Annotated in this window: 24 protein-coding genes; 21 read left to right on the forward strand and 3 right to left on the reverse strand. The window is 57.2% G+C overall.

What is annotated here, in order from left to right:
* Positions 1-269: 269 nt before the first annotated feature.
* Complete coding sequence (locus EUU25_RS10925) at positions 270-3,311, reverse strand: TonB-dependent receptor domain-containing protein (RefSeq protein ID WP_158900921.1); 3,042 nt, start codon at positions 3,309-3,311, stop codon at positions 270-272.
* A 340-nt stretch (positions 3,312-3,651) separates the two neighbouring features.
* Between EUU25_RS10925 and EUU25_RS10930 the strand changes: the two genes are divergently transcribed.
* Together EUU25_RS10930 and queA are read left to right on the forward strand one after the other, a co-directional pair.
* Positions 3,652-4,305, forward strand: coding sequence for a peptidylprolyl isomerase (locus EUU25_RS10930; protein ID WP_158900923.1), 654 nt, complete (start codon positions 3,652-3,654; stop codon positions 4,303-4,305).
* 18 nt (positions 4,306-4,323) lie between these two features.
* On the forward strand, positions 4,324-5,355 hold the full coding sequence (gene queA / locus EUU25_RS10935) for a tRNA preQ1(34) S-adenosylmethionine ribosyltransferase-isomerase QueA (RefSeq protein ID WP_158900925.1): 1,032 nt from the start codon (positions 4,324-4,326) through the stop codon (positions 5,353-5,355).
* A gap of 5 nt (positions 5,356-5,360) precedes the next feature.
* Here the strand turns inward: queA and pyk are convergent, their stop codons facing one another.
* Positions 5,361-6,812 (reverse strand): pyruvate kinase, encoded by a 1,452-nt coding sequence (gene pyk / locus EUU25_RS10940; protein WP_158900927.1) that lies wholly within the window; start codon positions 6,810-6,812, stop codon positions 5,361-5,363.
* A 96-nt stretch (positions 6,813-6,908) separates the two neighbouring features.
* Here pyk and EUU25_RS10945 point away from each other — a divergent pair, with 96 nt between their 5' ends.
* The 6 genes from EUU25_RS10945 (at position 6,909) to ruvC (ending at position 9,964) form a co-directional block, all read left to right on the forward strand.
* Complete coding sequence (locus EUU25_RS10945; protein WP_158900929.1) at positions 6,909-7,202, forward strand: DUF1244 domain-containing protein; 294 nt, start codon at positions 6,909-6,911, stop codon at positions 7,200-7,202.
* Between the two features lie 66 nt (positions 7,203-7,268).
* A complete protein-coding gene (locus EUU25_RS10950) occupies positions 7,269-7,511 on the forward strand; it encodes a DUF2312 domain-containing protein (protein WP_143777477.1) in 243 nt (80 codons plus the stop codon).
* A 28-nt stretch (positions 7,512-7,539) separates the two neighbouring features.
* Entirely contained in the window at positions 7,540-7,860 is a 321-nt protein-coding gene (locus EUU25_RS10955) for a heavy metal-binding domain-containing protein (protein ID WP_158900931.1), read from the forward strand.
* Between the two features lie 26 nt (positions 7,861-7,886).
* Positions 7,887-8,609: a hypothetical protein gene (locus EUU25_RS10960; RefSeq protein ID WP_158900933.1), complete on the forward strand. Its 723-nt coding sequence runs from the start codon at positions 7,887-7,889 to the stop codon at positions 8,607-8,609.
* Positions 8,610-8,650: 41 nt separating this feature from the next.
* Complete coding sequence (locus EUU25_RS10965; protein WP_158900935.1) at positions 8,651-9,394, forward strand: YebC/PmpR family DNA-binding transcriptional regulator; 744 nt, start codon at positions 8,651-8,653, stop codon at positions 9,392-9,394.
* Between the two features lie 99 nt (positions 9,395-9,493).
* Entirely contained in the window at positions 9,494-9,964 is a 471-nt protein-coding gene (gene ruvC, locus EUU25_RS10970) for a crossover junction endodeoxyribonuclease RuvC (protein ID WP_158903347.1), read from the forward strand.
* A gap of 4 nt (positions 9,965-9,968) precedes the next feature.
* Here the strand turns inward: ruvC and EUU25_RS10975 are convergent, their stop codons facing one another.
* Positions 9,969-10,745 carry a hypothetical protein gene (locus tag EUU25_RS10975; RefSeq protein WP_158900936.1) on the reverse strand — a complete coding sequence of 259 codons (777 nt, stop codon included), beginning with the start codon at positions 10,743-10,745 and terminating at the stop codon, positions 9,969-9,971.
* 179 nt (positions 10,746-10,924) lie between these two features.
* On the opposite strand from EUU25_RS10975, the gene ruvA reads away from it, so the two are divergent.
* From ruvA to EUU25_RS11040, 13 genes are all read left to right on the forward strand, one after another.
* Complete coding sequence (gene ruvA / locus EUU25_RS10980) at positions 10,925-11,533, forward strand: Holliday junction branch migration protein RuvA (protein WP_158900938.1); 609 nt, start codon at positions 10,925-10,927, stop codon at positions 11,531-11,533.
* Positions 11,530-12,555, forward strand: coding sequence for a Holliday junction branch migration DNA helicase RuvB (gene ruvB / locus EUU25_RS10985; RefSeq protein ID WP_158900940.1), 1,026 nt, complete (start codon positions 11,530-11,532; stop codon positions 12,553-12,555). Before ruvA ends, ruvB begins: the two co-directional genes overlap by 4 nt.
* Positions 12,552-12,944: a hypothetical protein gene (locus EUU25_RS10990; protein ID WP_158900942.1), complete on the forward strand. Its 393-nt coding sequence runs from the start codon at positions 12,552-12,554 to the stop codon at positions 12,942-12,944. Before ruvB ends, EUU25_RS10990 begins: the two co-directional genes overlap by 4 nt.
* Before the next feature lie 97 nt (positions 12,945-13,041).
* The gene (gene ybgC / locus EUU25_RS10995) at positions 13,042-13,494 is read left to right on the forward strand and encodes a tol-pal system-associated acyl-CoA thioesterase (protein ID WP_158900944.1); all 453 of its coding nucleotides are present in this window, start codon (positions 13,042-13,044) and stop codon (positions 13,492-13,494) included.
* An 8-nt stretch (positions 13,495-13,502) separates the two neighbouring features.
* The gene (gene tolQ / locus EUU25_RS11000) at positions 13,503-14,198 is read left to right on the forward strand and encodes a protein TolQ (protein WP_158900945.1); all 696 of its coding nucleotides are present in this window, start codon (positions 13,503-13,505) and stop codon (positions 14,196-14,198) included.
* A complete protein-coding gene (tolR, locus tag EUU25_RS11005; RefSeq protein WP_158900947.1) occupies positions 14,198-14,653 on the forward strand; it encodes a protein TolR in 456 nt (151 codons plus the stop codon). Before tolQ ends, tolR begins: the two co-directional genes overlap by 1 nt.
* A gap of 11 nt (positions 14,654-14,664) precedes the next feature.
* Complete coding sequence (locus tag EUU25_RS11010) at positions 14,665-15,492, forward strand: hypothetical protein (RefSeq protein WP_158900949.1); 828 nt, start codon at positions 14,665-14,667, stop codon at positions 15,490-15,492.
* A 7-nt stretch (positions 15,493-15,499) separates the two neighbouring features.
* Positions 15,500-16,873: a Tol-Pal system beta propeller repeat protein TolB gene (gene tolB, locus EUU25_RS11015; RefSeq protein WP_158900951.1), complete on the forward strand. Its 1,374-nt coding sequence runs from the start codon at positions 15,500-15,502 to the stop codon at positions 16,871-16,873.
* A 50-nt stretch (positions 16,874-16,923) separates the two neighbouring features.
* Complete coding sequence (gene pal, locus EUU25_RS11020; RefSeq protein ID WP_158900953.1) at positions 16,924-17,454, forward strand: peptidoglycan-associated lipoprotein Pal; 531 nt, start codon at positions 16,924-16,926, stop codon at positions 17,452-17,454.
* Between the two features lie 113 nt (positions 17,455-17,567).
* Positions 17,568-18,656: a YjgN family protein gene (locus EUU25_RS11025; RefSeq protein ID WP_158900955.1), complete on the forward strand. Its 1,089-nt coding sequence runs from the start codon at positions 17,568-17,570 to the stop codon at positions 18,654-18,656.
* Positions 18,657-18,659: 3 nt separating this feature from the next.
* Entirely contained in the window at positions 18,660-19,748 is a 1,089-nt protein-coding gene (locus EUU25_RS11030; protein ID WP_158900957.1) for a M48 family metallopeptidase, read from the forward strand.
* 38 nt (positions 19,749-19,786) lie between these two features.
* Positions 19,787-20,041 carry a DUF6356 family protein gene (locus EUU25_RS11035; protein WP_158900959.1) on the forward strand — a complete coding sequence of 85 codons (255 nt, stop codon included), beginning with the start codon at positions 19,787-19,789 and terminating at the stop codon, positions 20,039-20,041.
* Positions 20,038-20,778, forward strand: a complete 741-nt coding sequence (locus tag EUU25_RS11040) for an alpha/beta hydrolase (protein ID WP_425505217.1) — start codon at positions 20,038-20,040, stop codon at positions 20,776-20,778. Before EUU25_RS11035 ends, EUU25_RS11040 begins: the two co-directional genes overlap by 4 nt.
* Positions 20,779-20,792 lie beyond the last annotated feature (14 nt).

Here is a 20,792-nt window from a genome sequence, read left to right on the forward strand (position 1 = left end):
AGCTTGTTGATGCCCCGGAACTTCTGCTTAATCTGCACGCGTCGGGCACGCGGCAAGGCGTAGGTTACGCCTCCGGAACGAGGGTTCTTTGACCCAATTCCTTTTTCTGCACAAAGAAATTGCTAATTCACGTCAGGATATTTCAGGTCCTGTAGCATTTCTGCAACAGTGGTTAATGCGGATTTGACGCATCGCCAGCCGCAAAAAGAGCATAAAAAAAGGGGCGGACATTGCTGCCCGCCCCCTTTCAAATTTGGTAGTTGACCGGATTAGAAGGTCAGCTTGGCTGCAACGCCAAAGCGGCGGCCCAGCGCGTCGTAGGTCGACGGATAGACGTTACCGCTGTTGAACGAAGTCGCACCGATCGTGTTACCCACAACCTTCGGCTTATTGTTCAGCAGGTTCTGGATGGTGAATGTGAACGAGAAGTTATCGCTCGCATTCCAACGTGCCGTGAGGTCGAAATAATGTTCGGCCCCAATGTTACGGAACTCAGGGTTGACCATACAGCCATCAGGGTCGGCGCCGTTCGGATCCGTGCATCCTGTAGCGTTAGCTACGACCAAGTCATCGGCAAGTTGCTGCGGCTCAAACTGCACAGCATCAGTCCAACGCCACAAGAACGACAGATCAACGTCCTCAAAGCCAAAAGTTGCGCGGGTCGAAGTCTGGAACTCAGGCTGAATTGAACCCGTGAAAGAGCAATTGACGCTGTAGTAACCTACGCACTCTCGGTTCAATCCGCCGGGGCGCGATTGAAATTTCGACGAGTTCGTCCAGTTACCAACAAAAGCGAGCGAAAGATCAGCAAATCCGATGTCACCCTTCCAATTAGCCAACAAGTCGATCCCATCCGTTTTCAACTTACCTTGGTTGGTGATAGGGCCAAAGAGACCTGCCGTAGTTGCCGGGTCGCCATCTAAGCCCCCCGTAATCGGATTACGACGAATTACAGTACAATCCGCGCTTGTTGCGCTAGCTGCAGTGATTGTTCCAAAGCAGGCACCGATCAAATCACCCGGTAACGCCGCACCAATAACATCCTTTATTTTGATGTTATAATAATCGAGCGACATACTGAATCCGGGTATGAAATCGGGTTGGAATACCGCACCCAGCGTCAACGTATCTGCAGTTTCCGGTGAGAGATTAATACTTCCAAACGTAGTAATATTTGCTTGGGCAGCAGTTGGATTGGTGATCGACCCTATCGAACCCACCGGAGCGCCTTGAGCAATACAAATAGCACTGAGGTTAGGATTGAGAGTCGGTGCCGCACCGGAGCATGGATCGATCGCCAAATTAGTCAGACCGACGGTTGCCGGAAAGTACAATTCGTTGATATTCGGCGCACGGACAGCGCGACTATAGTTGCTGCGAATCTTCAACGATTCTACTGGCTCCCAACTTCCGCCGACTTTCCATGTCCAAGTGTCATTTTTCGGACTGCCTGCGGCGTTGACCTTGTATGAAGAATAACGCAGCCCTGCTTCAAGTGTAAGACTGTGGAACAATGGCTTGTCCGAAACAATCGGTGCAATGATTTCACCGAATGCTTCATAAACGTCATAACCACCATCGATATTAGGCGCTGCACCGCCTGCACCACCGAGTTCTCCGGGCGTACGAGCTAACAAATCTGAAGATTGAGTCGCTCCGTATTTGCGATATTCACCGCCGACGGCGAAGCCAACAGCTTCCCCAGCCCAAGGCGCAGTAAATCCAATGTCACCCGAAATTGTACCGCGCACTTGCGCAAGTGTAGTACGTACTACGGTACTCGAATCGGCAGTCAAAAATGCCGCCATTGCTGGCGTGATCGAACCTTCTGGACCGAACAGATTAACAGGCACACATCCTGCGGTAGCAGTTTGACATGTCGTTGTATTGTCAGCCAATGTCGCTTGACGGAATCGCGATTGAAGCGTGTAATTTTTGATTGTCTGCACATTTTCAGACTCGCCATATGCTCCGCTGATATCCCAGTCGATGCTTTCGGAGATGCTGCCACGTGCGCCGATACGGTAATCGAAGATTGTGGTCTGGTAGTTTGAAATACGTGGACCGACTTCCGAAGTTCGGCGATTCAGCGTAACTGTAACTTCGCGGTAATTCGGATCCGTACGACCGGTTGCAGTCGCCGCCGCCGCACATTGCGCGGGAGTAAACCGTGGAGTGTAGAGACCCGAAGCGACAGTCGATGTGTTGAATGCGCAGAATTGGTTGCGCAATGTCGACGGCAGATAGGGGTTGTTCAGGTTGATCGTCACGGTTCCGCCAAACGAGCCCGACGGTGCGATAATGGTATCGACAGTATTCTTAGAGAACATGCCCCGTGTATAAATCTCAACGGCATCAGAGATTTCATAATTGCCTTGGGCAAATATATTGAAGCGCTTGAACGGCGTCTGGAAAATATTGAACGGATTGAAGTTGAATGTTTGGAACGTTGGTACAGCTGCTCCCGATGCGTTGACCTGCCGCACGCCACCATTCGCAACCGTGGGGTCAATGCTGGGCAGTCCGGTTAGTGGGTCAATCGGCCGCGTGCCTGAAAAACGCGAAGGTATTGATGTCCCCGAACCGGCTGTGCCGCCTGTATAACTGCTGATTTGGAAATTCGCGAAATCACGGTCGCCTTGATAAATAGGATCCGACTGCTGGTAGCCTATCGACAAGACCGCATTACCGCGGCCATCATCAAAGTTACCACCAACAGTTGCGTCGATACGAACAGTGTGTCCGTCACCCTTTTCGGTCAGCTGCGTACCGGCCGAAATTTCAACGCCTGCAAAATCCTTGCGGGTGATGAAGTTGACAACACCCGTGATAGCGTCTGCACCGTAAGTGGTCACAGCCGCACCGGTCAGGGCGTCAACGCGCTCAACCAGAGCGAGCGGAATGTTGTTCAAGTCGACGCGGCCAAGCAAACCCGAAGGTGCAATGCGCTGTCCGTCGAGCAGAACGATGTTACGGATCGAACCCAGACCACGAAGGTCGACATAAGATGCACCACCGTTACCGTTGTTCACGGCCGAACCGATGCTGGGGACGACGCCAGGCAGTTCGCGCAGGACTTCTTCAGCAACGTTCGACTGCAGAAGATCGATTTCGTCTGCGGTCGTTGCGTTGACCGGAGTCGACTGCACGAGGTTGGGGTTCTGAATCAGCGAACCGGTAACAACGATTTCACCGGCTGGCTCTTCTTCGTCAGCTGCATCTTGCGCGAATGACGGCGTCGAGATCAACGCCAGACCGATCGCAAGCGGCGCTGCGGCATATTTCAATTTATGTATACGTGTAGTTTTCACGGTATAGCCCTCCATAAGCTATTTGGGTCACGCAGACGCCTCGGACGCGGCTGCAAAACTTGTTAATGCTCCGGAATTTCTGCTCTTTTTGCGCGCGTCGGGCACACGACAAGGCGAGCGGAATGCTTCCAGATTGGCCCCGCTTTGACCTAAATCCACTTTTCACGCAAAGAAATTGCTGGGGTGCAGCATGAAATATCAGCGGATGTAACATTTATGCAACAGTTTGCCGAAGCGTGCTTTGCGGCGGAGGAAGCGTTTGAAATGCATTTCATTCATGACAGCGACAGCGGGTTTCGTTAATAGCGGCTCAACCTCATAGTGGAGTGATCATATCTTTATGCCTGCATGTCCCTCGATTGCCCGTGCTTTAACCGCGCTTTTCCTCGCTTTTACCCTATTGGTACCAGGCAAGCTTTGGGCACAGGAAGCGCCAGCAGCAATCCCTGCGGTTCCAGTTCCACCGGCATCTGCCCTGCCCGAAAACATCCTGCACCTTGATCTGTCGACGGGTGGCCGGGTTACGATCCAGCTTTATCCCGAAATTGCGCCTGCACATGTGGACCGGATCAAGACCCTTGCGCGTCAGGGCTTTTACAATGGTGTCGTCTTCCACCGGGTGATTGACGGATTCATGGCGCAAACAGGCGACCCGACGGGCACAGGCCAGGGCGGCTCGCCGCTTCCCGATTTGAAGGCCGAATTCAACAAAATGCCCCATTTGCGCGGCACGGTGTCGATGGCACGGGCCACCGAACCCGATTCGGCCAACAGCCAGTTCTTCATCTGCTTCCAGCCACGCTTCAGTCTGGACAATAAATATACGGTCTTCGGACGGGTCATGTCCGGAATGCAGTTTGTAGACGCGATCGAACGCGGCGAACCGCCAGCGACGCCTAGTACGGTCTTGCAGGCATCAATCGCTGCCGACAATGTTCCGCCCAAATTGCCGGCAGCACCCCAGATCATGGTTGATCCGATACCGGGATCCTGATTATCTGGCTTGCCTGCAATGCGTGTTGACCTGTTTGATTTTGATTTACCCGCCGAGCGGATCGCTCTTCGACCGGTCGCACCGCGCGATTCCGCGCGGATGCTGCATATCCACGGGCAGCAGGGCCTGACCGACCATGTCGTGCGCGACCTGCCGGACCTGCTTCGCAAAGGCGATTGCCTGATTTTCAACGACACACGCGTCATTCCGGCGCAGTTGGAGGGCACAAGGGGCGACGCCAAAATCGGGGCCACCTTGCACAAGCGTATCGATCTGCGCCGGTGGCAGGCCTTTATCCGCAACGCCAAACGCCTGCGGGTCGGGGAGAGTGTCGATTTCGGGCGCGATGTCGTGGCTGTCGCCGAAGAGCGGCATGAGGACGGAAGTTTCACGCTCTATTTCGAAGGCGACGATCCGGTCGAACTGTTGCTCGAACGCGCGGGCACCATGCCGTTGCCTCCCTATATTGCGGGGAAGCGTCCAACCGATGAACGCGATGCGCAGGATTACCAGACCATGTTCGCCAAAAAGGATGGCGCGGTGGCGGCGCCCACGGCATCGCTTCATTTTACGCCCGAGTTGATGGCGGGGATCGAGGCAGCGGGGATCGAGACAGCGACGCTGACGCTGCATGTCGGGGCGGGCACCTTTCTGCCGGTGAAGGCCGAGGATACGACCGAGCACCGGATGCACCATGAATGGGGGCAGATCGACGCCGACACGGCCTATCGCCTCAACAGCGTGCGCGAAAAGGGCGGGCGGTTGATTGCGGTGGGGACGACGTCGCTCCGGCTGATCGAAAGTGCGGCGGATGCGGATGGCACCATCAATCCCTTTTCGGGCGACACCGACATTTTCATTACGCCCGGCTATCGCTTCAAGGCGATCCAGGGCCTGATGACCAATTTCCACCTGCCGAAATCGACGCTGTTCATGCTGGTCAGCGCGCTGATGGGGCGCGAGACGATGCAGGCGGCTTATGCGCATGCCATCGCCAACGACTATCGCTTCTACAGCTATGGGGACAGCAGCCTGCTCATCCCGGCTTAGGCCTTTTAGTGACCCTTTAGCTCGTCCCCGGTCAGGCGGACGATGTGCAGCACATTGGTCGAGCCCGGCGTACCAAAGGGAACGCCCGCCATGATGATGATCCGCGCGCCTGCGGTACCCAGATGGTGGCGCAGCGCCATGCGGCGGCCCTTGGCGACCATTTCTTCGAAGCTGCCAATGTCCTTGGTCCGCACGCTATGCGCGCCCCAGAGCAAGCCCAGCCTGCGCGCGGTCGCGATATGCGATGTCAGGACGAGCACCGGCACCATCGGCCGTTCCCGCGCGATCCGCCGCGCGGTTGATCCGGACGAGGTGAAGCAGATGATCGCGCTCGTATCAATGGTCTGCACAATCTGCGCCGCAGACGCCGCGAGGGCATCGGCGGTGGTCGCATCGGCGCTGATCTTGGTGAACTGCACGCGGGCGTGGTAATCGGGGTCGCTTTCGACCTGCATCGCGATCCGGTCCATGATCGACACCGCCTCAATCGGCCAGGCCCCTGCGGCGGTCTCGGCCGACAACATGATCGCATCCGCCCCGTCATAAATCGCCGTAGCCACGTCCGACACTTCGGCGCGTGTGGGTGAGGGCGAGGTGATCATCGACTCCAGCATCTGCGTGGCAACAACCACCGGCTTGCCCATCCGCCGTGCGGTGCTGACAATCCGTTTCTGCAAAGGCGGCACCTGTTCGGGCGGCAGTTCCACGCCCAGATCACCGCGCGCCACCATCACCGCATCGGCCAGCTCCAAAATCTCCTCGAGCCGCCCGATCGCCGCCGGCTTTTCAATCTTCGCCAGCAACGACGCCTTCCCGCCGATCAGCTTCTTGCCTTCGGCCACATCTTCGGGGCGCTGCACAAAGGACATCGCGATCCAGTCGACATGTTGCGAGACGGCAAAGGCAAGGTCCGACCTGTCCTTCTCTGTCAACGCAGCCACAGGCACCACCACATCGGGGACATTCAGCCCCTTGCGGTCGGACAGCATGCCGCCAACCTCAACCTGGGTCTCAATCCGCTGCGGGCTGACGTTCAGCACGCGCAGCACCATCTTGCCATCATCCAGCAACAGCCGGGTCTGCGGTTCCAGCGCGGCAAAGATTTCGGGATGCGGCAGATAGACGCGGCTCGCATCACCCGGCTTCGTATCGGCGTCCAATATGAACTTCGCGCCGGTTTTCAATTCGACCTTGCCGCCGGCAAATTTGTCGATGCGCAATTTTGGACCCTGCAAATCGACGAGGATCGTGGTCGGCCGCGCATATTTCTTCTCAAGCCCGCGGATATGCTCGATCAGCTTCGCCTTGTCGGCTTGCTCGCCATGGCTCATGTTAATACGGAAGGCGTCGGCACCGGCAAGAAACAACTGTTCGATCATCTCGGGCGTATCGCTGGCCGGGCCAAGCGTGGCGAGAATACGCACCTTGCGGGCGCGTGGTTTCGTATAGTGAGTCAAGCATCCGCTCCGTTACTGGAAATCGTTTCGTAAGCGGCTATAGCACATGGGAATCAAGGCGAAAGGCCTTCCCGTGACAAGAATAGGTATTCACCGATGAAAGAACTGACCGACCACGCCGCAGCCGCTGCATTTCGCCGTCTCGTCGCACATTTGCAGCACCGGCACGACGCCGAAAATATCGACCTGATGGGTCTCGCCGGTTTCTGCCGCAACTGTTTGGCCGATTGGGTGATGGAAGCCGATGGCACCCTGACCAAGGACGAGGCACGCGAACTGATCCACGGCATGCCGGCCGCCGAATGGAAGACCCGCTACCAAAGCGAGGCGACACCGGAAAAGCTGCAACGCATGCAGGAAAGCATAGCGAAGAATGCAGCGTCGCATTAAGCGGGTGCCAATCTGATTCGGGCCGCCGACAACCATCGGCGCCCATCCAACTAACAGGAGAATATCATGTCCGATGGCAATGTCGCCGCCGATCAATTGCGTCTTTTTATCGAGCGTATCGAGCGGCTGGAAGAAGAGAAAAAGGGCATCGCCGACGATATTCGCGATGTCTACAGCGAAGCGAAAAGCCAGGGCTATGATCCCAAAATCATGCGCCAGATTGTCCGCCTGCGTAAAATGAGCAACGATGACCGGCAGGAGATGGAAGCCGTTCTCGACACTTACAAGTCGGCGCTGGGTCTGGCATAAAGGGTCACCCCCAAAAAGGAGATTCCTTATGCTGATGACCACCACCTCCACCATCGAAGGCCAACCCGTCCGCGAATATCTTGGCGTTGTAACGGGCGAAGTCATTGTCGGCGCCAACATCTTCAAGGATTTGTTCGCCGGTATCCGCGACATCGTCGGCGGCCGCTCGGGCGCTTATGAAAACTCCCTGCGCGACGCCCGTCAGACCGCGCTTGCCGAACTGGCCGACGAAGCCCGCAATCTGGGCGCGAACGCCGTCATCGGCATCGACCTGGATTATGAGGTGCTGGGCAAGGAAGGATCGATGCTGATGGTCACCGCATCGGGCACAGCGGTGAAGCTGGGTTAGCGCTGAGCCGCGGGCAATAATCGACGGTGAAAGATACTCTAAAAGCTGCCTGCAGGCTTGCATTTTCCGGTGCAATTCCAGCATGGCTCTGGATATTGTATCTTATTGTCTATCTACCTTTCGCCCTGATTGAACTCTACCCCGCCCCAGCCTCAAATTCGGATCGGGACAATTGGTATCTCGTCTTGGGTATCGCCGGTGTGACGCTCAGTATTTGGACCTATTGGTTGTTGAGCCGGAAGCTGGTCGAAACGCCTATGAACCCGCAAGGTTCATTTGGCGGATGGTTCCTTTGGACATTTTTATTCGGACTTCTGTTCACCGGAGGAGCGGAAATCATGTCCTATATGATCGGGCACTTTGATGAAGAGGCTGGCTATTGGAGTGATGCGCTCTTCAGGCTGATATTAAGTACCGCAGCATTGCCTTTTCTGGTTCATGCGATGCGGCGTGCATCCCGTTTAGCGCACATCACTTTGCAAGATACGCTCGAAAATGGACGGGCTGTTTTTGACAATCTTCGTAGCGCCTATTTTATTTTTTCGATCTTCCCCATTCTCTGCCTTCACGCGATCCCTTTGATTGCCGAAAATGTCTCCTCGCCAGCCGCCCTCGCCGGTATCGCCTTCGTCAATTGGGCTTTGTGGACGGTTTCGAGTATCGGGGAGACAGCAATTGCAGCGCTGGGACATCACCAGATTGAATCCCGGATAGCTGAACAGTTGCCCTCGACCCCGTCCCTGATGTAAGGGCGCGCCTTCAGTTCACTTTAGCTTCAAAGAAAAGAGCCATGGCAGGCCATAGTAAATTCAAAAATATCCAACACCGCAAAGGCGCGCAGGATAAGAAACGTTCGGCCCAATTTTCCAAGCTGAGCCGCGAAATCACCGTTGCGGCCAAGATGGGGATGCCCGATCCCGACATGAACCCACGCCTTCGGCTGGCGGTCAACGCGGCCAAGGCGCAGTCGATGCCCAAGGACAATATCCAGCGCGCGATTGACAAGGCGAATGCCGCCGGCGGCGAAGATTATGAAGAGGTGCGCTACGAAGGCTATGGTCCGGGCGGCGTTGCTGTCATCGTCGAGGCGCTGACCGACAACCGCAACCGTACGGCGACGAATGTGCGCACGGCATTCAGCAAGAATGGCGGCAATCTGGGTGCGTCAGGTGCGGTGAGCCACGGGTTCGACCGTATGGGCCTGATCACCTATCCCGCAAGTGCCGGCGATGCCGACCATGTGTTCGAGGCCGCGCTTGAGGCGGGCGCCGAAGATGTGGAATCGGGCGAAGACGAACACAGCATCTGGACGGCGATGGACAGCCTGCACGAAGTTTCGAAGGCACTCGAGGCGACCCTTGGCGAAGCCGAGAGCGCGAAGCTTGCCTGGAAACCGCAAATCCTCGTGGAAGTTGACGAAGCCAATGCCGCGACCCTGTTGAAGATGATCGACGCGCTGGAAGACGATGATGATGTTCAGACGGTCTGGGGCAATTACGACATGTCCGACGAGGTCATGGCGAAGCTTGGCTAAGCACCCAGTGCCGTTCGCATCGAGCCCAGTCGAGATGCCGCTATGTCGCGCACGACCGATCGCTGTCTCGACTTCGCTCGACACGAACGGATTTCGGGTATGATCATCCTCGGACTTGACCCCGGCCTGGGTACAACCGGCTGGGGCGTCATTCGCAAGGAAGGCAACCGCCTTTCCCACATCGACAATGGCGAGATTGAAACGGACGCCAAATTGCCGCTGGCAAACCGCCTGTTGCTGCTTGATGCCAAGCTGAATGCCGTAATCGACAGCTTCCGTCCCGATGCCGTGGCGGTCGAAGAAGTGTTCGTGAACAAAAACCCGCAATCCACCTTAAAGCTGGGTCAGGCGCGCGGGGTCGTTCTGCTCGGGGCCGCAAAGGCGCGGGTCATTGTAACCGAATATGCCGCACGGCTGGTGAAGAAATCGGTCGTTGGCACAGGCAAGGCGGATAAGGAACAAATCCAGGCGATGCTGCGCATCTTGCTACCGGGCCTCAAACTGGCCGGACCGGATGCCGCCGATGCCCTGGCCGTGGCGATTACCCACGCCCATCATATGCGGGGTTAAAAAACTAACGTAACCCGAGCTGGTTTTGCTCGAAATCCTCTAATGCCTTCAAGGCCATAATTCCTTCGGTGACCACGCGCTTGGCCGTTTCGATCTTGTCCGACGTTTGCGCTTGCGGGCTTATTGCAAAGGCATAGGCCCCTGCGCCATTGCGCAAAGCAGTCCGCTGCGCTTGCAGGGCCGCTTGGGTGTCGGCCGGCAACTGCTTGATGATATCGCTAATCCACGGATCTTCTACGCCGCGCAAATAGGCGCGCACGCTGTTCGCGACGATCTCCGTCGTATTTTGCTGCAGATAAGCGGCCTTGGCCTTGGCCGCATAGGCGGCGGCAACATCGAAGACAAAGGCAGGATCATGTCCCGCAAGGGCAATCGCCTTGTCCGCCAACGGAACCCCAGCAGCAAGATCCTTTTCAAACACCCGATAACTCGCACGCGCCCCCAGCAAGGCTATTTGCGTAGCGCCAATGGACCGTTTTCCACCAAACAGGATATTGCCGCTGGCTGTGCCGGTAAACACATCCTTTTCTGAAAGCGGGGGCGTGGTCAGGGCAACGAGTTCCGCTTCGGCCAACGCATTTTGCTGCATGGCTTGCAGAAGCTGGAACCTGCGAAACCGCGATTTTGCGATCTTGAATGGGGTCTGGTCGGGCACTTGAGCGCAGGCGAGTAGCAAATCGGTCGCTTTGCTGTTGGGTCCGATCATCATCATGACCTCAGCCTCGTTGCAAGGCTTGGCCTCTTCCGGATTGGGTGTTTGGGCCTGGCCCTGCTGTGCCATAACCAACGCCGCGATTAAAAGTCCCGTTCTATGTATCCTGCGCATAAGCCCCCCAGCCTGTACTCTTCCGATAGCTCCCTAAAGTGCAGAAGGGAAGTCCAAGCAAAGTTCGCATCTTGTTCTCTTTTTCTTGCCCTCGAGTCTACGCCGCGCTAACCATTAGATATGAAGGGGCAGGCATGATCGCAAAGCTATATGGCCGGATTGACGAAACGGGCGTGGACCATCTGGTCATCGACGTAAATGGCGTCGGCTATCTGGTGCAAGCAAGCGCGCGGACATTGGCGGCGCTTGGAAAGGCCGACGACTTCGCTACCGTATTCACCGAAATGCAGGTCAGCGAGAACGACATGCGCCTCATCGGCTTTGCCACCCGCGAAGAGCGCGACTGGTTCCGCCTTTTGACAGGGGTGCAGGGTGTGGGCGGCAAGGTGGGGCTTGCGATATTGTCCGCCATCGAACCACAGGATCTCGCGCTTGCGATTGGTAGCGGCGACGCCGCGATGGTCGCGCGCGCCAATGGCGTCGGGCCAAAACTCGCCAGCCGGATTGTCAATGAATTGAAGGATAAGGTCGGCGCGCTTGCGGGAATTGGCGGCGGGGCAAAACTGATGTCTGGTGGAACGGCCAGCGGCGGCCATGCGGGCGATGCCCTGTCGGCGCTTGCCAATCTTGGCTTCAAACCCGGCGAGGCGGGGGCTGCCGTGGCCTTGGCGGTCGAGGAATTGGGGGCGGATGCGAGTTTGGATGCGCTAGTCCGGCTGGCGTTGAAGAAGGCTTCACGATGAACCCAGATGAACGCCTAACCACGCCCGACAAGCGCCCAGAAGATATGGATACTGCGCTGCGTCCGAAGACGCTTGCCGAATTTGTGGGACAAGCCGCGGCACGGGATAATTTGCGGGTATTTATCGAGGCAGCGAAAGGTCGCGGGCAACCCCTTGACCATGTCCTGTTTTTCGGACCACCGGGCTTGGGCAAGACCACATTGGCGCAAATTGTGGCCAAGGAAATGGGTGTCGGGTTCCGCGCGACGTCAGGTCCGGTCATTGCAAAATCAGGCGATCTGGCCGCGCTGCTGACCAATTTGGAAGATGGCGACGTCTTGTTCATCGACGAAATCCACCGGCTAAGTCCGGTGGTCGAGGAAATTCTCTATCCTGCCATGGAGGACCGCGCGCTTGATATCATGATCGGCGAAGGGCCATCGGCGCGGTCGGTGCGGATCGATTTGCCCGCCTTCACGCTGGTCGGGGCGACAACGCGGCAGGGACTGCTCACGACGCCGTTGCGCGACCGTTTCGGCATTCCGGTGCGGCTGAATTTCTACACCCATGCCGAACTGGAACTGGTTGTGACCCGCGCTGCCCGCTTGCTCGATCTGGGCATTGCGCCCGACGGTGCGAATGAGATTGCTAAGCGCGCACGAGGGACACCCCGCATCGCAGGTCGTTTGCTGCGCCGTGTGCGCGACTTCGCCAATGTTGCAGGCGAACCGGTGGTCACCGCAAAAATTGCGGACGCCGCACTTAACCGGTTGGAGGTCGATGCGCTGGGACTGGATGCCATGGACCGGCGGTATCTGCACATGATTGCCGATATTTACCGGGGCGGTCCGGTCGGTGTCGAGGCGCTAGCCGCCGGTTTGTCGGAACCACGCGATACAATCGAGGATGTGGTGGAACCCTATCTGTTGCAACTCGGCCTCATCGCCCGCACCGCGCGTGGCCGAGCGCTCAATGCCCCGGGATGGAAGCATCTGGGCCTCAACCCGCCTGCCGGTTCGCAGGACGGGTTGTTTGATAAATGAAACGTGGTGCCCTGACTTTAATCGCTCTTATGATATCGGGTTGCAGTGTGCCAAGAATGATCGAGCCTCATTGTGGCCGACCGTCGGATGTCTGGGTTCCCGCAGAAAGCATCCCGTCACCGCATCAGATAGTCGAACATAAAATCGAAGTCACACACAGCGGCCATGTTTTATTAAACGAAGCCGCTATTGACACTCAGGGACTTGAAGCATTTTTAGCGCAAGAAGAGAGAAAGCGCCCGATGCTTCCTTATCTCTATTTTGACTTTGACGCCCATGCTGATTGTGTTGTGGTCAAGGAAACACGCGCACTCATAGAAAGATCTGGAATATGCAGGGAGGGCTACTGCATTACCGGTGATGATGGTGAATATCCGCCAAGGGAATGAGATCGACAGGCAGAGCGACTCTTTCAGGCGATAAGTTGAGGATTTGCGGGCCAAACCCCCTTTCGGTCTGTGAATCCTTGCGGTAAGCCGTTGACCAATGTCCCCGCCCCAACCCTATCAAGGCCATTTTGACGGCACGCGGCATTATTTTGCGGTCCGCGTCTATTTCGAGGACACCGATTTTTCGGGCGTAGTCTATCATGCACGCTATCTGCACTTCATGGAACGGGCACGCTCGGACATGTTGGCGTGCGTCGGCATCGACCAACGGCGCGTGCATGAAGAGGGCGCTGGCGCCTATGCCGTGACCGAAATGCATATCAAATACCGCCGTCCGGCACATTTTGACGATGCGCTAGTTGTTGTCAGCACGGTAGAGGCAGTTCGCGCCGCCAGTTGCGATATTCATCAAACAGTCACGCGCGGTAGTGAAATATTGGTGGAGGCGACCGTCACGGCCGCTTTCGTATCCCCCGACGGCAAACCACGCCGCCAACCCGCCGAATGGGTGGCAGCGTTCCAGCCGATTTTGAACCGTAAAGCAGTATAAGGAATCCCATGAATCTGGTTTTGGCAGCGCAAGCGGTAAATTTTTCCCCGATTACACTCTTCATGGACGCCGACTGGGTGGTCAAGGCGGTGATCATCGGACTGGCACTTGCGAGCATTTGGGCGTGGACGATCATCATCAGCTTCACGGTGAAGATGGCGCGGATCAACAGCCAGACCGAAAAGTTCGAACGGGATTTCTGGGCGAGCAGCGACATTGACGGCTTTTACAGCGGCCATAGCAAAAGCGAACTGCCCGTAGCTCGCGTCTTTACCGCAGGGGTCGCGGAATGGCGGCGATCGACCAATGGAAAGAATATCGACCGCGCCGGTACGCGCGAACGGCTGGCAACGGCGATGGACGCAACCATTGCGGCCGAAACCGACAAGCTCGCCAACCGGTTGAACTTTCTGGCGACGACCGGTTCTGTTGCACCCTTTGTCGGTTTGTTTGGCACCGTTTGGGGCATCATGCGCAGCTTTGCGGCCATCGCCGCCGAGCAGAACAGCTCGCTCGCCGTGGTCGCCCCCGGCATTGCCGAGGCATTGTTCGCCACCGCAATCGGCCTTTTTGCCGCAATACCCGCGGTCATCGCCTACAACCGCTTTTCGCACCGGCTGAACCAGTATGAGGCGCGCATGGGTCGCTTTGCCGACGGATTCCACGGCACGTTGAGCCGCGAACTGGAACGGGAAAGCAACTGATGGCGATGAACCTATCCTCCGGCGGTGGACGCAGGCGGGGTCGGGGCGGGCGGCGCGCGCCGATGGCGGAGATCAACGTCACGCCGTTGGTCGATGTCATGCTGGTGTTGCTCATCATCTTCATGGTGACGGCCCCCTTGCTGGTCACCGGCGTGCCGGTCGAGCTTCCCGAAAGCCGCGCCAATGCCCTGGACCAGAAGGACGAACCGATTGAGATCGCCATCGACAAGGATGGCGTGACCTTCATCGACGGAACCGAAGTCGGCCCGGGTGACCTGCCCGCACGGCTGGAAGAAATTGCGGCCGCGCAAGATGAAACCACGCCGCGGCAGATCATGCTGCGCGGCGACACGACGATCAGCTACGGCCAGATGATGCGGGTGATGGGCGAGTTGAACCGTGCGGGGCTGAACAGTGTCAGCTTGGTCACCACAGGTTCATCTGGTGAAAACTAGGCAGTAGGGCGATGGACCGGGCGGAGAAACTGGGATTAGGCGCTGCCGTTGGTGGCCATGTCGTGCTGCTCGGCGCGATGGCGCTTGGCCTGATGATGTCCGCAGAACCCGTCACCAAGCCTGAAGCCATCTCGGTCTCGCTGGTCGGCGAGATTGCCGATGTCTCGACCGCGCCGGACGCGATCCAGGAAGAATCCGCACCCCCCGCCCCCGCCGAGGCCGAACCTGCAGAGCCGCCACCAAGCCCGGCGATGCAGATCGAGCGGCCGGTCGAAAAGCCGCAGGCCAAGCCTGTGCCCAAACCCTTGCCCCGCGAAACACCGCCCCCGGCAAAAGTGGCGACCAAGAAAGTCGCCGTCAAACAGCCCCCTGGCAAGACCAGCACTGCCGCTGCAAAAAGCGGGAAAGGCACCACGCCTGCCAAGCCGGGCGGGCTGAGCAAAAGTTTCGAAGACAGCATCAACGCCATCGGCAAAGCACCGGGCGCGGGCAAGGCCGTTGGAACCCCGGCGGCACGCAGTGCATCCGTCATTCGAAGTGCAACAAATACAACAATTGCTGCCGAAGTCCGACCACTTATTCCTTCTTGCGCACCAAGGACCAGCGACAATAGCTCGCTAAGGGTATTTGTGTCGCTGAGCATCAGCCCATCTGCAAATTTAGTCAGCGCAAACGTTTATGACGTGCAAGGAATTACACCCTCAAATGAGGCGCAGGTTGATGAAATGAAACGGTGCGTCTTGCAAAGCCTGAAAGCTGCTTCGCCTTACAATCTCGACCCGGAAGAGTATGAGGTTTGGAAAGGTCATCGAGTGCAACTAAAGGTCAATTTCAAATAGGTGGACTATGAAAAACCATATAATATTTAAAGTGACATTTTTCTTAGGCCTGTTTGTTTTGGCAGCTAACGGCTCAAATGCTCAACCAACAACGCAGACTCCAACCGCCTCCGGCAGCGATGAACCAGAGCTTATTGAGGTTGATGTTGAAAACAGGGTCCGCTCCATCGCCGTCCCTGCCCTCGTTGCGCCCGCGCCCGCCGACACGGCTGCGGGCAACAGCACTGCGCTGGGTCGCCAGATTGCGGAAGTGATTTCGTCCGACTTGCGCGCATCGGGCGTGTTTGAAACGCAAGGGCCCAATGGCCTGCGCGCGATTACCCTGCCCGAAGTCACCGCACCGCAATTCGATTATTGGAAAGCACGTCCGGTCGAACAGCTCGTGCAGGGCTTTGTCCGCGTGGGCGGCGACGGCAATCTGACCGTCGGCTGTTATCTATATGATGTCGGCTTTGGCAACGAAACAACACGCCTTGGCTTTAACGTGCCGCCCCGTGAGTGGCGCCGCGCCGCGCATAAATGCGCCGATGCGATCTATTCGAAACTGACTGGCGAACTGCCCTTTTTCGATAGCCGCATTGCCTATATTGCCGAAACCGGTCCCAAGGGCAAACGGGTCAAGCGCCTTGCCATCATGGATTCGGACGGTGCCAACCACCGCTTCATCACCAATGGCCAGTCGACCGCGCTGACCCCGCGTTTCTCGCCCAATTACAAATCGATCCTGTATCTGTCCTATGTCGACGGCAATCCGCGTATCTATGTGTATGATATCGACGCCGGACGGCAGCGGTTGATTACGCAATCGCGTAACCCGACCTTCGCGCCGCGTTGGTCACCCGACGGGCAGACGATCCTCTATTCGATGGCGGTATCGGGCAACACCGATATCTATAAAATCTCGGCATCGGGCACCGGCACGCCGGTTAAGCTGACCAGTTCGCCCGGCATTGACGTCGGCGGCAGCTTTTCGCCCGACGGCCGCCAGATCGTGTTTGAAAGCGACCGTTCGGGCAGCCAGCAAATCTACGTCATGAACGCCGACGGCACGAACCAGCGCCGGATCAGCTTTGGCCAAGGCCGCTATGCAACACCCGAATGGAGCCCGCGCGCCGACCTGATTGCCTACACGCGCATCGCGGGGGATTTCCGCGTCGGCACGATGCGGCCCGATGGCTCGGGCGAACGCCTGCTGACCGACAGCTGGCAGGATGAGGCCCCCACCTGGGCGCCCAACGGCCGCGTCATCCAGTTTTTCCGCACGGCGAAAGGCAGTGGTAAAACAAGCATTTGGCAGGTAGACTTGACCGGATCGAACGAACGCAAGTTGCCGACCCCGGTCGATGGATCAGATCCGGCCTGGGGACCTGTTTTGCCCTGAGGGCGTTACTATCTGGATATCAAGCGGGGCTGAGAAAAAGGAGTAAGCTGATGAAAAGCAACACAGTCAAGATGGCGGCACTATTGCTGGCCTCCACCGCGCTTGTCGCGGGATGCGGCAAAAAGAAAGTGGACGTTCTGCCACCCGCGGCCGAAGGCACGGATTATGGCACACAGCCAACCGACACAACGCCGACCACAGGTGCGGTTGTTCCGGGAAGTCAGGAAGATTTTCTGCAAACAGTCGGCCAGTTTGGCGATCGTATTTTCTTCGACACTGACCGGTTCAATGTCGATACCGAAGATCAGGCAACCTTGCAGCGGCAGGCACAGTGGCTCGCACGCTACCCCAATACGCGCATAACGGTCGAAGGCCATGCCGACGAGCGCGGAACGCGTGATTATAACCTTGCATTGGGCGAGCGCCGGGCAAATTCGGCGAAAAACTATCTGATTTCCGTGGGCGTCGATGCCAGCCGGATCCAGACCGTCAGCTATGGCAAGGAACGTCCGCAGGCGCTTGGCTCGGACGAGCAAAGCTGGGCCCAAAACCGCCGGGCGGTGACGGTTACCGTTCAATAATTATCGGTACGGCGCGCTTTTGTCGAAGCGCGTCGTCCCTTTGACATGGCTTTTCTTGACAAGTCCAAGCCCTTCCGCGCATGTTTTGCCGGATTTTCGGGGGCAATATAGTTATGAGTGAAGACCTGACACAGCGCCACAGCGCATTCCGTTTCCATGGAAGCTGGCAGGAATTTGCCAAAATTGCATTCCCCAACCTTTTACTGTCCATCGTCACTTTGGGCATTTACCGTTTCTGGGCAACTACCCGCGAACGTGAATATCTTTGGGCACAGACCGACTTCATTGACGAGCGGCTGGAATGGACCGGCAAGGGTATGGAGCTGTTCATCGGCTTCATCATGGTATTCCTGCTGCTCGGCCTGCCCTTCATCGTTATCCAGCTTATTTCCCAAGGGCTTATTTTCCGCGGGGAAACGGTGATTGCGGGCGTGATCACGCTCGTCATGTTTCTGCTGCTGTTCTATCTTACCGGCGTCGCCTATTTCCGCGCGCTTCGTTACCGGCTGAGCCGCACCTATTGGCGCGGGATCCGCGGGGGCAGTAATGACCCCGGATTTCGGTATGGGCTTTCCTATATGTGGAAAAGCTTTGTGGGCTGGTTGCCGATTTTCCTGCTGGTGCCCTGGTCGATGATTTCGCTGTGGAACGAACGCTGGAACGCGATGAGCTTTGGCCCCCACCGCTTCGAAGCCAATGCGGATTGGAAGCCGCTTATGAAGCGGTATCTTCTTTTCTATCTGGTGCCATTTTTGCTGGTTGCAGGCATTATCACAATGGTCATCGTTGCTGCAGCCTCGGGTGACCAACTTGGCGCAGTAGGTGGCGCCGGTATGGCAGTGGGCGTCGTTATTGTGGTTGTTGCCGTTTTAAGCCTCTATATCATCCTGCCGCTGGCGGCCCTGGCCTTTTACAGCAAATATTTCCGTCTCGCGGTGGGTGGCCTGCGCCTTCACAATCTGGAATTTGACTTCCGCGCCCGCGCGCCGGACTGGATACTCTTCTTCCTCGCCAATATGGCAATCGTCATTTGCACATTGGGTATCGGCTATATCTTCATGCCCTATCGCAACTGGAAATTCTTCGTCGACCATATGGAAGCCTATGGCGATATCAATATTGACGAGCTGACCCAGTCCAAAACCATTGTGTCGAAACATGGCGAAGGCTTGCTCGACGCTTTTGATGTCGGCGCGATCTGACCGATGGATACCTTTTTCAACGTTTGGCATTATGACGGGCGGAGCGCCGTGCGCCGGAAGGTGGAAATCCAGACAATCGGACGCCAGTTCTTCTTGCTGGAAAACGAGCGGCGGCATGGCCCCTTTTCCTTTTCCGATGTCGAATATGTAACCCGCAAAGAGAATGTCGACGTTTACGGCCTCGCCGATGTGGACGGCTGGCGGCTTATGCTGTCGGGGCCCGTTCCAAGCGAATTGTCGGAGCTTCTGCCTGCGCATCGCAAATATGGCGGGTGGGTTGACCGGCTGGGCCTTGGCAAGGCGACCATCGCCTTCACGCTTGCAAGCGCTGCTGCGGTTGCGGTGGTCCTGCTCAGTCCGCAATGGCTGGCGCCGCTCATTCCGTCCAGCGTGGACGAGAAACTGGGCGATGCGCTCGTGGGTGATTTTGGTGGACGCTTCTGCAGCACGCCCGCCGGGGACGCTGCACTGAAAAAACTGGTCAACTCGCTCGATTCCAACCCGCAAGATCTTCAGGTTGAGGTCGCCAAGATCGATATGATCAATGCCGTCGCCCTGCCCGGTGGCAAGGTGATATTGTTTGACGGCCTGGTGAAACAGGCCCGTTCGCCCGATGAAGTTGCCGGTGTCCTTGCGCACGAAATCGGGCATGTGCGCGAAAAGCATGTGATGCAGGCGCTCCTGCGGCAAATGGGCCTTGCGGTTGTGCTGGGCGGCGTAGACGGAAATAGCGGTGCACTTGTGAACAATATGCTGGCGATGAGCTACAGCCGCAATTCAGAGGCCGAGGCTGACGCGCATTCGATGAAAGCGCTGGGCAAGGCGGAAATATCGCCCGTTGGCACGGCTTCCTTTTTTGAACGATTGTCGGAATTGGACGGCAGCGCCCGAAGTGGAGACAAAGGTCAGGGAATTGCGGGCTATATGTCGAGCCACCCTTTATCGCGCGAGCGCAAGAAAGCGTTCGAGAAGAGCATTGTGAAAGGCAAGAATTACAAGCCTGCCCTGACCGCGACCGAGTGGACCGAACTGAAGACCATGTGCACGCAAGACCGAAAAGCGAAATCGGGCTTCGGCTTTGATTTTGAATGACGCTGCGCTATGGGGCGCAAAAGGAGACTGACCCGACCATGTTTCGCCGCTTGTTCATTGATCACCCCAAAAGCGTAGATGAAAATTATCTGGAGCATTTCGGCGTCGCAAGCCGCTTTGGCTTCGCGATGATCTGGGGCGGGATGAAGGCACTTGTGCACGCGATCATTCCGGGGATGTGCATCACGTCCGGAAGCGACACCGTCAAACGGCTGAACACGATCATGGTCGAACAGCGCCGGGCAAAGGGGCAGGATGTTGCGCAAACCTTGACCGTTGATTGGGTGATTTGACGCTGGTCGAACCGCCTGTCCAGTTTCTGAATCGTCCGGACGGGACCCGTCTTGCCTATCGCCATCTTCGCGGCGAAGGCCCAACCATCGTGTTTTTACCGGGCTATATGTCCGATATGCAGGGCGGCAAAGCGCAGGCGCTGGCCGCATGGGCGCAAACGCAAAATCGGGCCATGTTGCGCTTGGACTATTCCGGTTGCGGTGAAAGCGACGGCGAATTTGAATCGGGAACCCTTGATGTCTGGCGCGACGATGTTTGCGCGGTCATCGCTGCGGTCGTCACCGGGCCTATAATTCTCGTCGGGTCGTCTATGGGTGGATGGCTGATGCTTTTGGTGGCGCAAGCTCTTGGCGGCCAAGTCCGTGCGCTGGTCGGTATTGCGGCGGCCCCTGATTTTACCGATTGGGATTTTGACGCAGCCGATAAGGCCGCCTTGCTGGACAAGGGACGGATCGAGCGACCCAGCGATTATGGTTATGACGCCATGGTCATTACCCAAGATTTTTGGACATCCGGTCAGGATAATCTGCAACTGACCGACCGTGTCGCAATCCACTGCCCCGTACGGCTTATCCATGGGCAGCAGGACCCCGACGTTCCGTGGGAGATTTCGCTGAAGCTCGCTGCCTGTCTTTGTTCAGCCGATGTGCAGACGCTTTTGATAAAGGACGGAGACCACCGGCTGTCGCGCGATCAGGATATTGCGTTGCTGATTGATGTGGTGGCGAAACTCTGACGCGGATCTGTGCC

The sequence above is a fragment of the Sphingorhabdus lacus genome (genome assembly GCF_009768975.1).
In the GTDB taxonomy this organism is placed as follows: domain Bacteria; phylum Pseudomonadota; class Alphaproteobacteria; order Sphingomonadales; family Sphingomonadaceae; genus Sphingorhabdus_B; species Sphingorhabdus_B lacus.

Excerpts from the sequence above, each read along its gene's own strand:
- EUU25_RS10945 (WP_158900929.1), top strand. The coding sequence starts at position 6,909 with ATGAAAGAACTGACCGACCACGCCGCAGCCGCTGCATTTCGCCGTCTC.
- EUU25_RS11030 (WP_158900957.1), top strand. The coding sequence starts at position 18,660 with ATGGATACCTTTTTCAACGTTTGGCATTATGACGGGCGGAGCGCCGTG.
- EUU25_RS10950 (WP_143777477.1), top strand. The coding sequence starts at position 7,269 with ATGTCCGATGGCAATGTCGCCGCCGATCAATTGCGTCTTTTTATCGAG.
- tolR (WP_158900947.1), top strand. The coding sequence starts at position 14,198 with ATGGCGATGAACCTATCCTCCGGCGGTGGACGCAGGCGGGGTCGGGGC.
- queA (WP_158900925.1), top strand. The coding sequence starts at position 4,324 with ATGCGTGTTGACCTGTTTGATTTTGATTTACCCGCCGAGCGGATCGCT.
- ruvA (WP_158900938.1), top strand. The coding sequence starts at position 10,925 with ATGATCGCAAAGCTATATGGCCGGATTGACGAAACGGGCGTGGACCAT.
- ruvB (WP_158900940.1), top strand. The coding sequence starts at position 11,530 with ATGAACCCAGATGAACGCCTAACCACGCCCGACAAGCGCCCAGAAGAT.
- ruvC (WP_158903347.1), top strand. The coding sequence starts at position 9,494 with ATGATCATCCTCGGACTTGACCCCGGCCTGGGTACAACCGGCTGGGGC.
- EUU25_RS11010 (WP_158900949.1), top strand. The coding sequence starts at position 14,665 with ATGGACCGGGCGGAGAAACTGGGATTAGGCGCTGCCGTTGGTGGCCAT.
- EUU25_RS10990 (WP_158900942.1), top strand. The coding sequence starts at position 12,552 with ATGAAACGTGGTGCCCTGACTTTAATCGCTCTTATGATATCGGGTTGC.
- EUU25_RS10965 (WP_158900935.1), top strand. The coding sequence starts at position 8,651 with ATGGCAGGCCATAGTAAATTCAAAAATATCCAACACCGCAAAGGCGCG.
- tolQ (WP_158900945.1), top strand. The coding sequence starts at position 13,503 with ATGAATCTGGTTTTGGCAGCGCAAGCGGTAAATTTTTCCCCGATTACA.
- EUU25_RS10975 (WP_158900936.1), bottom strand. The coding sequence starts at position 10,745 with ATGGCACAGCAGGGCCAGGCCCAAACACCCAATCCGGAAGAGGCCAAG.
- EUU25_RS10955 (WP_158900931.1), top strand. The coding sequence starts at position 7,540 with ATGCTGATGACCACCACCTCCACCATCGAAGGCCAACCCGTCCGCGAA.
- ybgC (WP_158900944.1), top strand. The coding sequence starts at position 13,042 with ATGTCCCCGCCCCAACCCTATCAAGGCCATTTTGACGGCACGCGGCAT.
- pal (WP_158900953.1), top strand. The coding sequence starts at position 16,924 with ATGAAAAGCAACACAGTCAAGATGGCGGCACTATTGCTGGCCTCCACC.
- tolB (WP_158900951.1), top strand. The coding sequence starts at position 15,500 with ATGAAAAACCATATAATATTTAAAGTGACATTTTTCTTAGGCCTGTTT.
- EUU25_RS11035 (WP_158900959.1), top strand. The coding sequence starts at position 19,787 with ATGTTTCGCCGCTTGTTCATTGATCACCCCAAAAGCGTAGATGAAAAT.
- EUU25_RS10930 (WP_158900923.1), top strand. The coding sequence starts at position 3,652 with ATGCCTGCATGTCCCTCGATTGCCCGTGCTTTAACCGCGCTTTTCCTC.
- EUU25_RS11025 (WP_158900955.1), top strand. The coding sequence starts at position 17,568 with ATGAGTGAAGACCTGACACAGCGCCACAGCGCATTCCGTTTCCATGGA.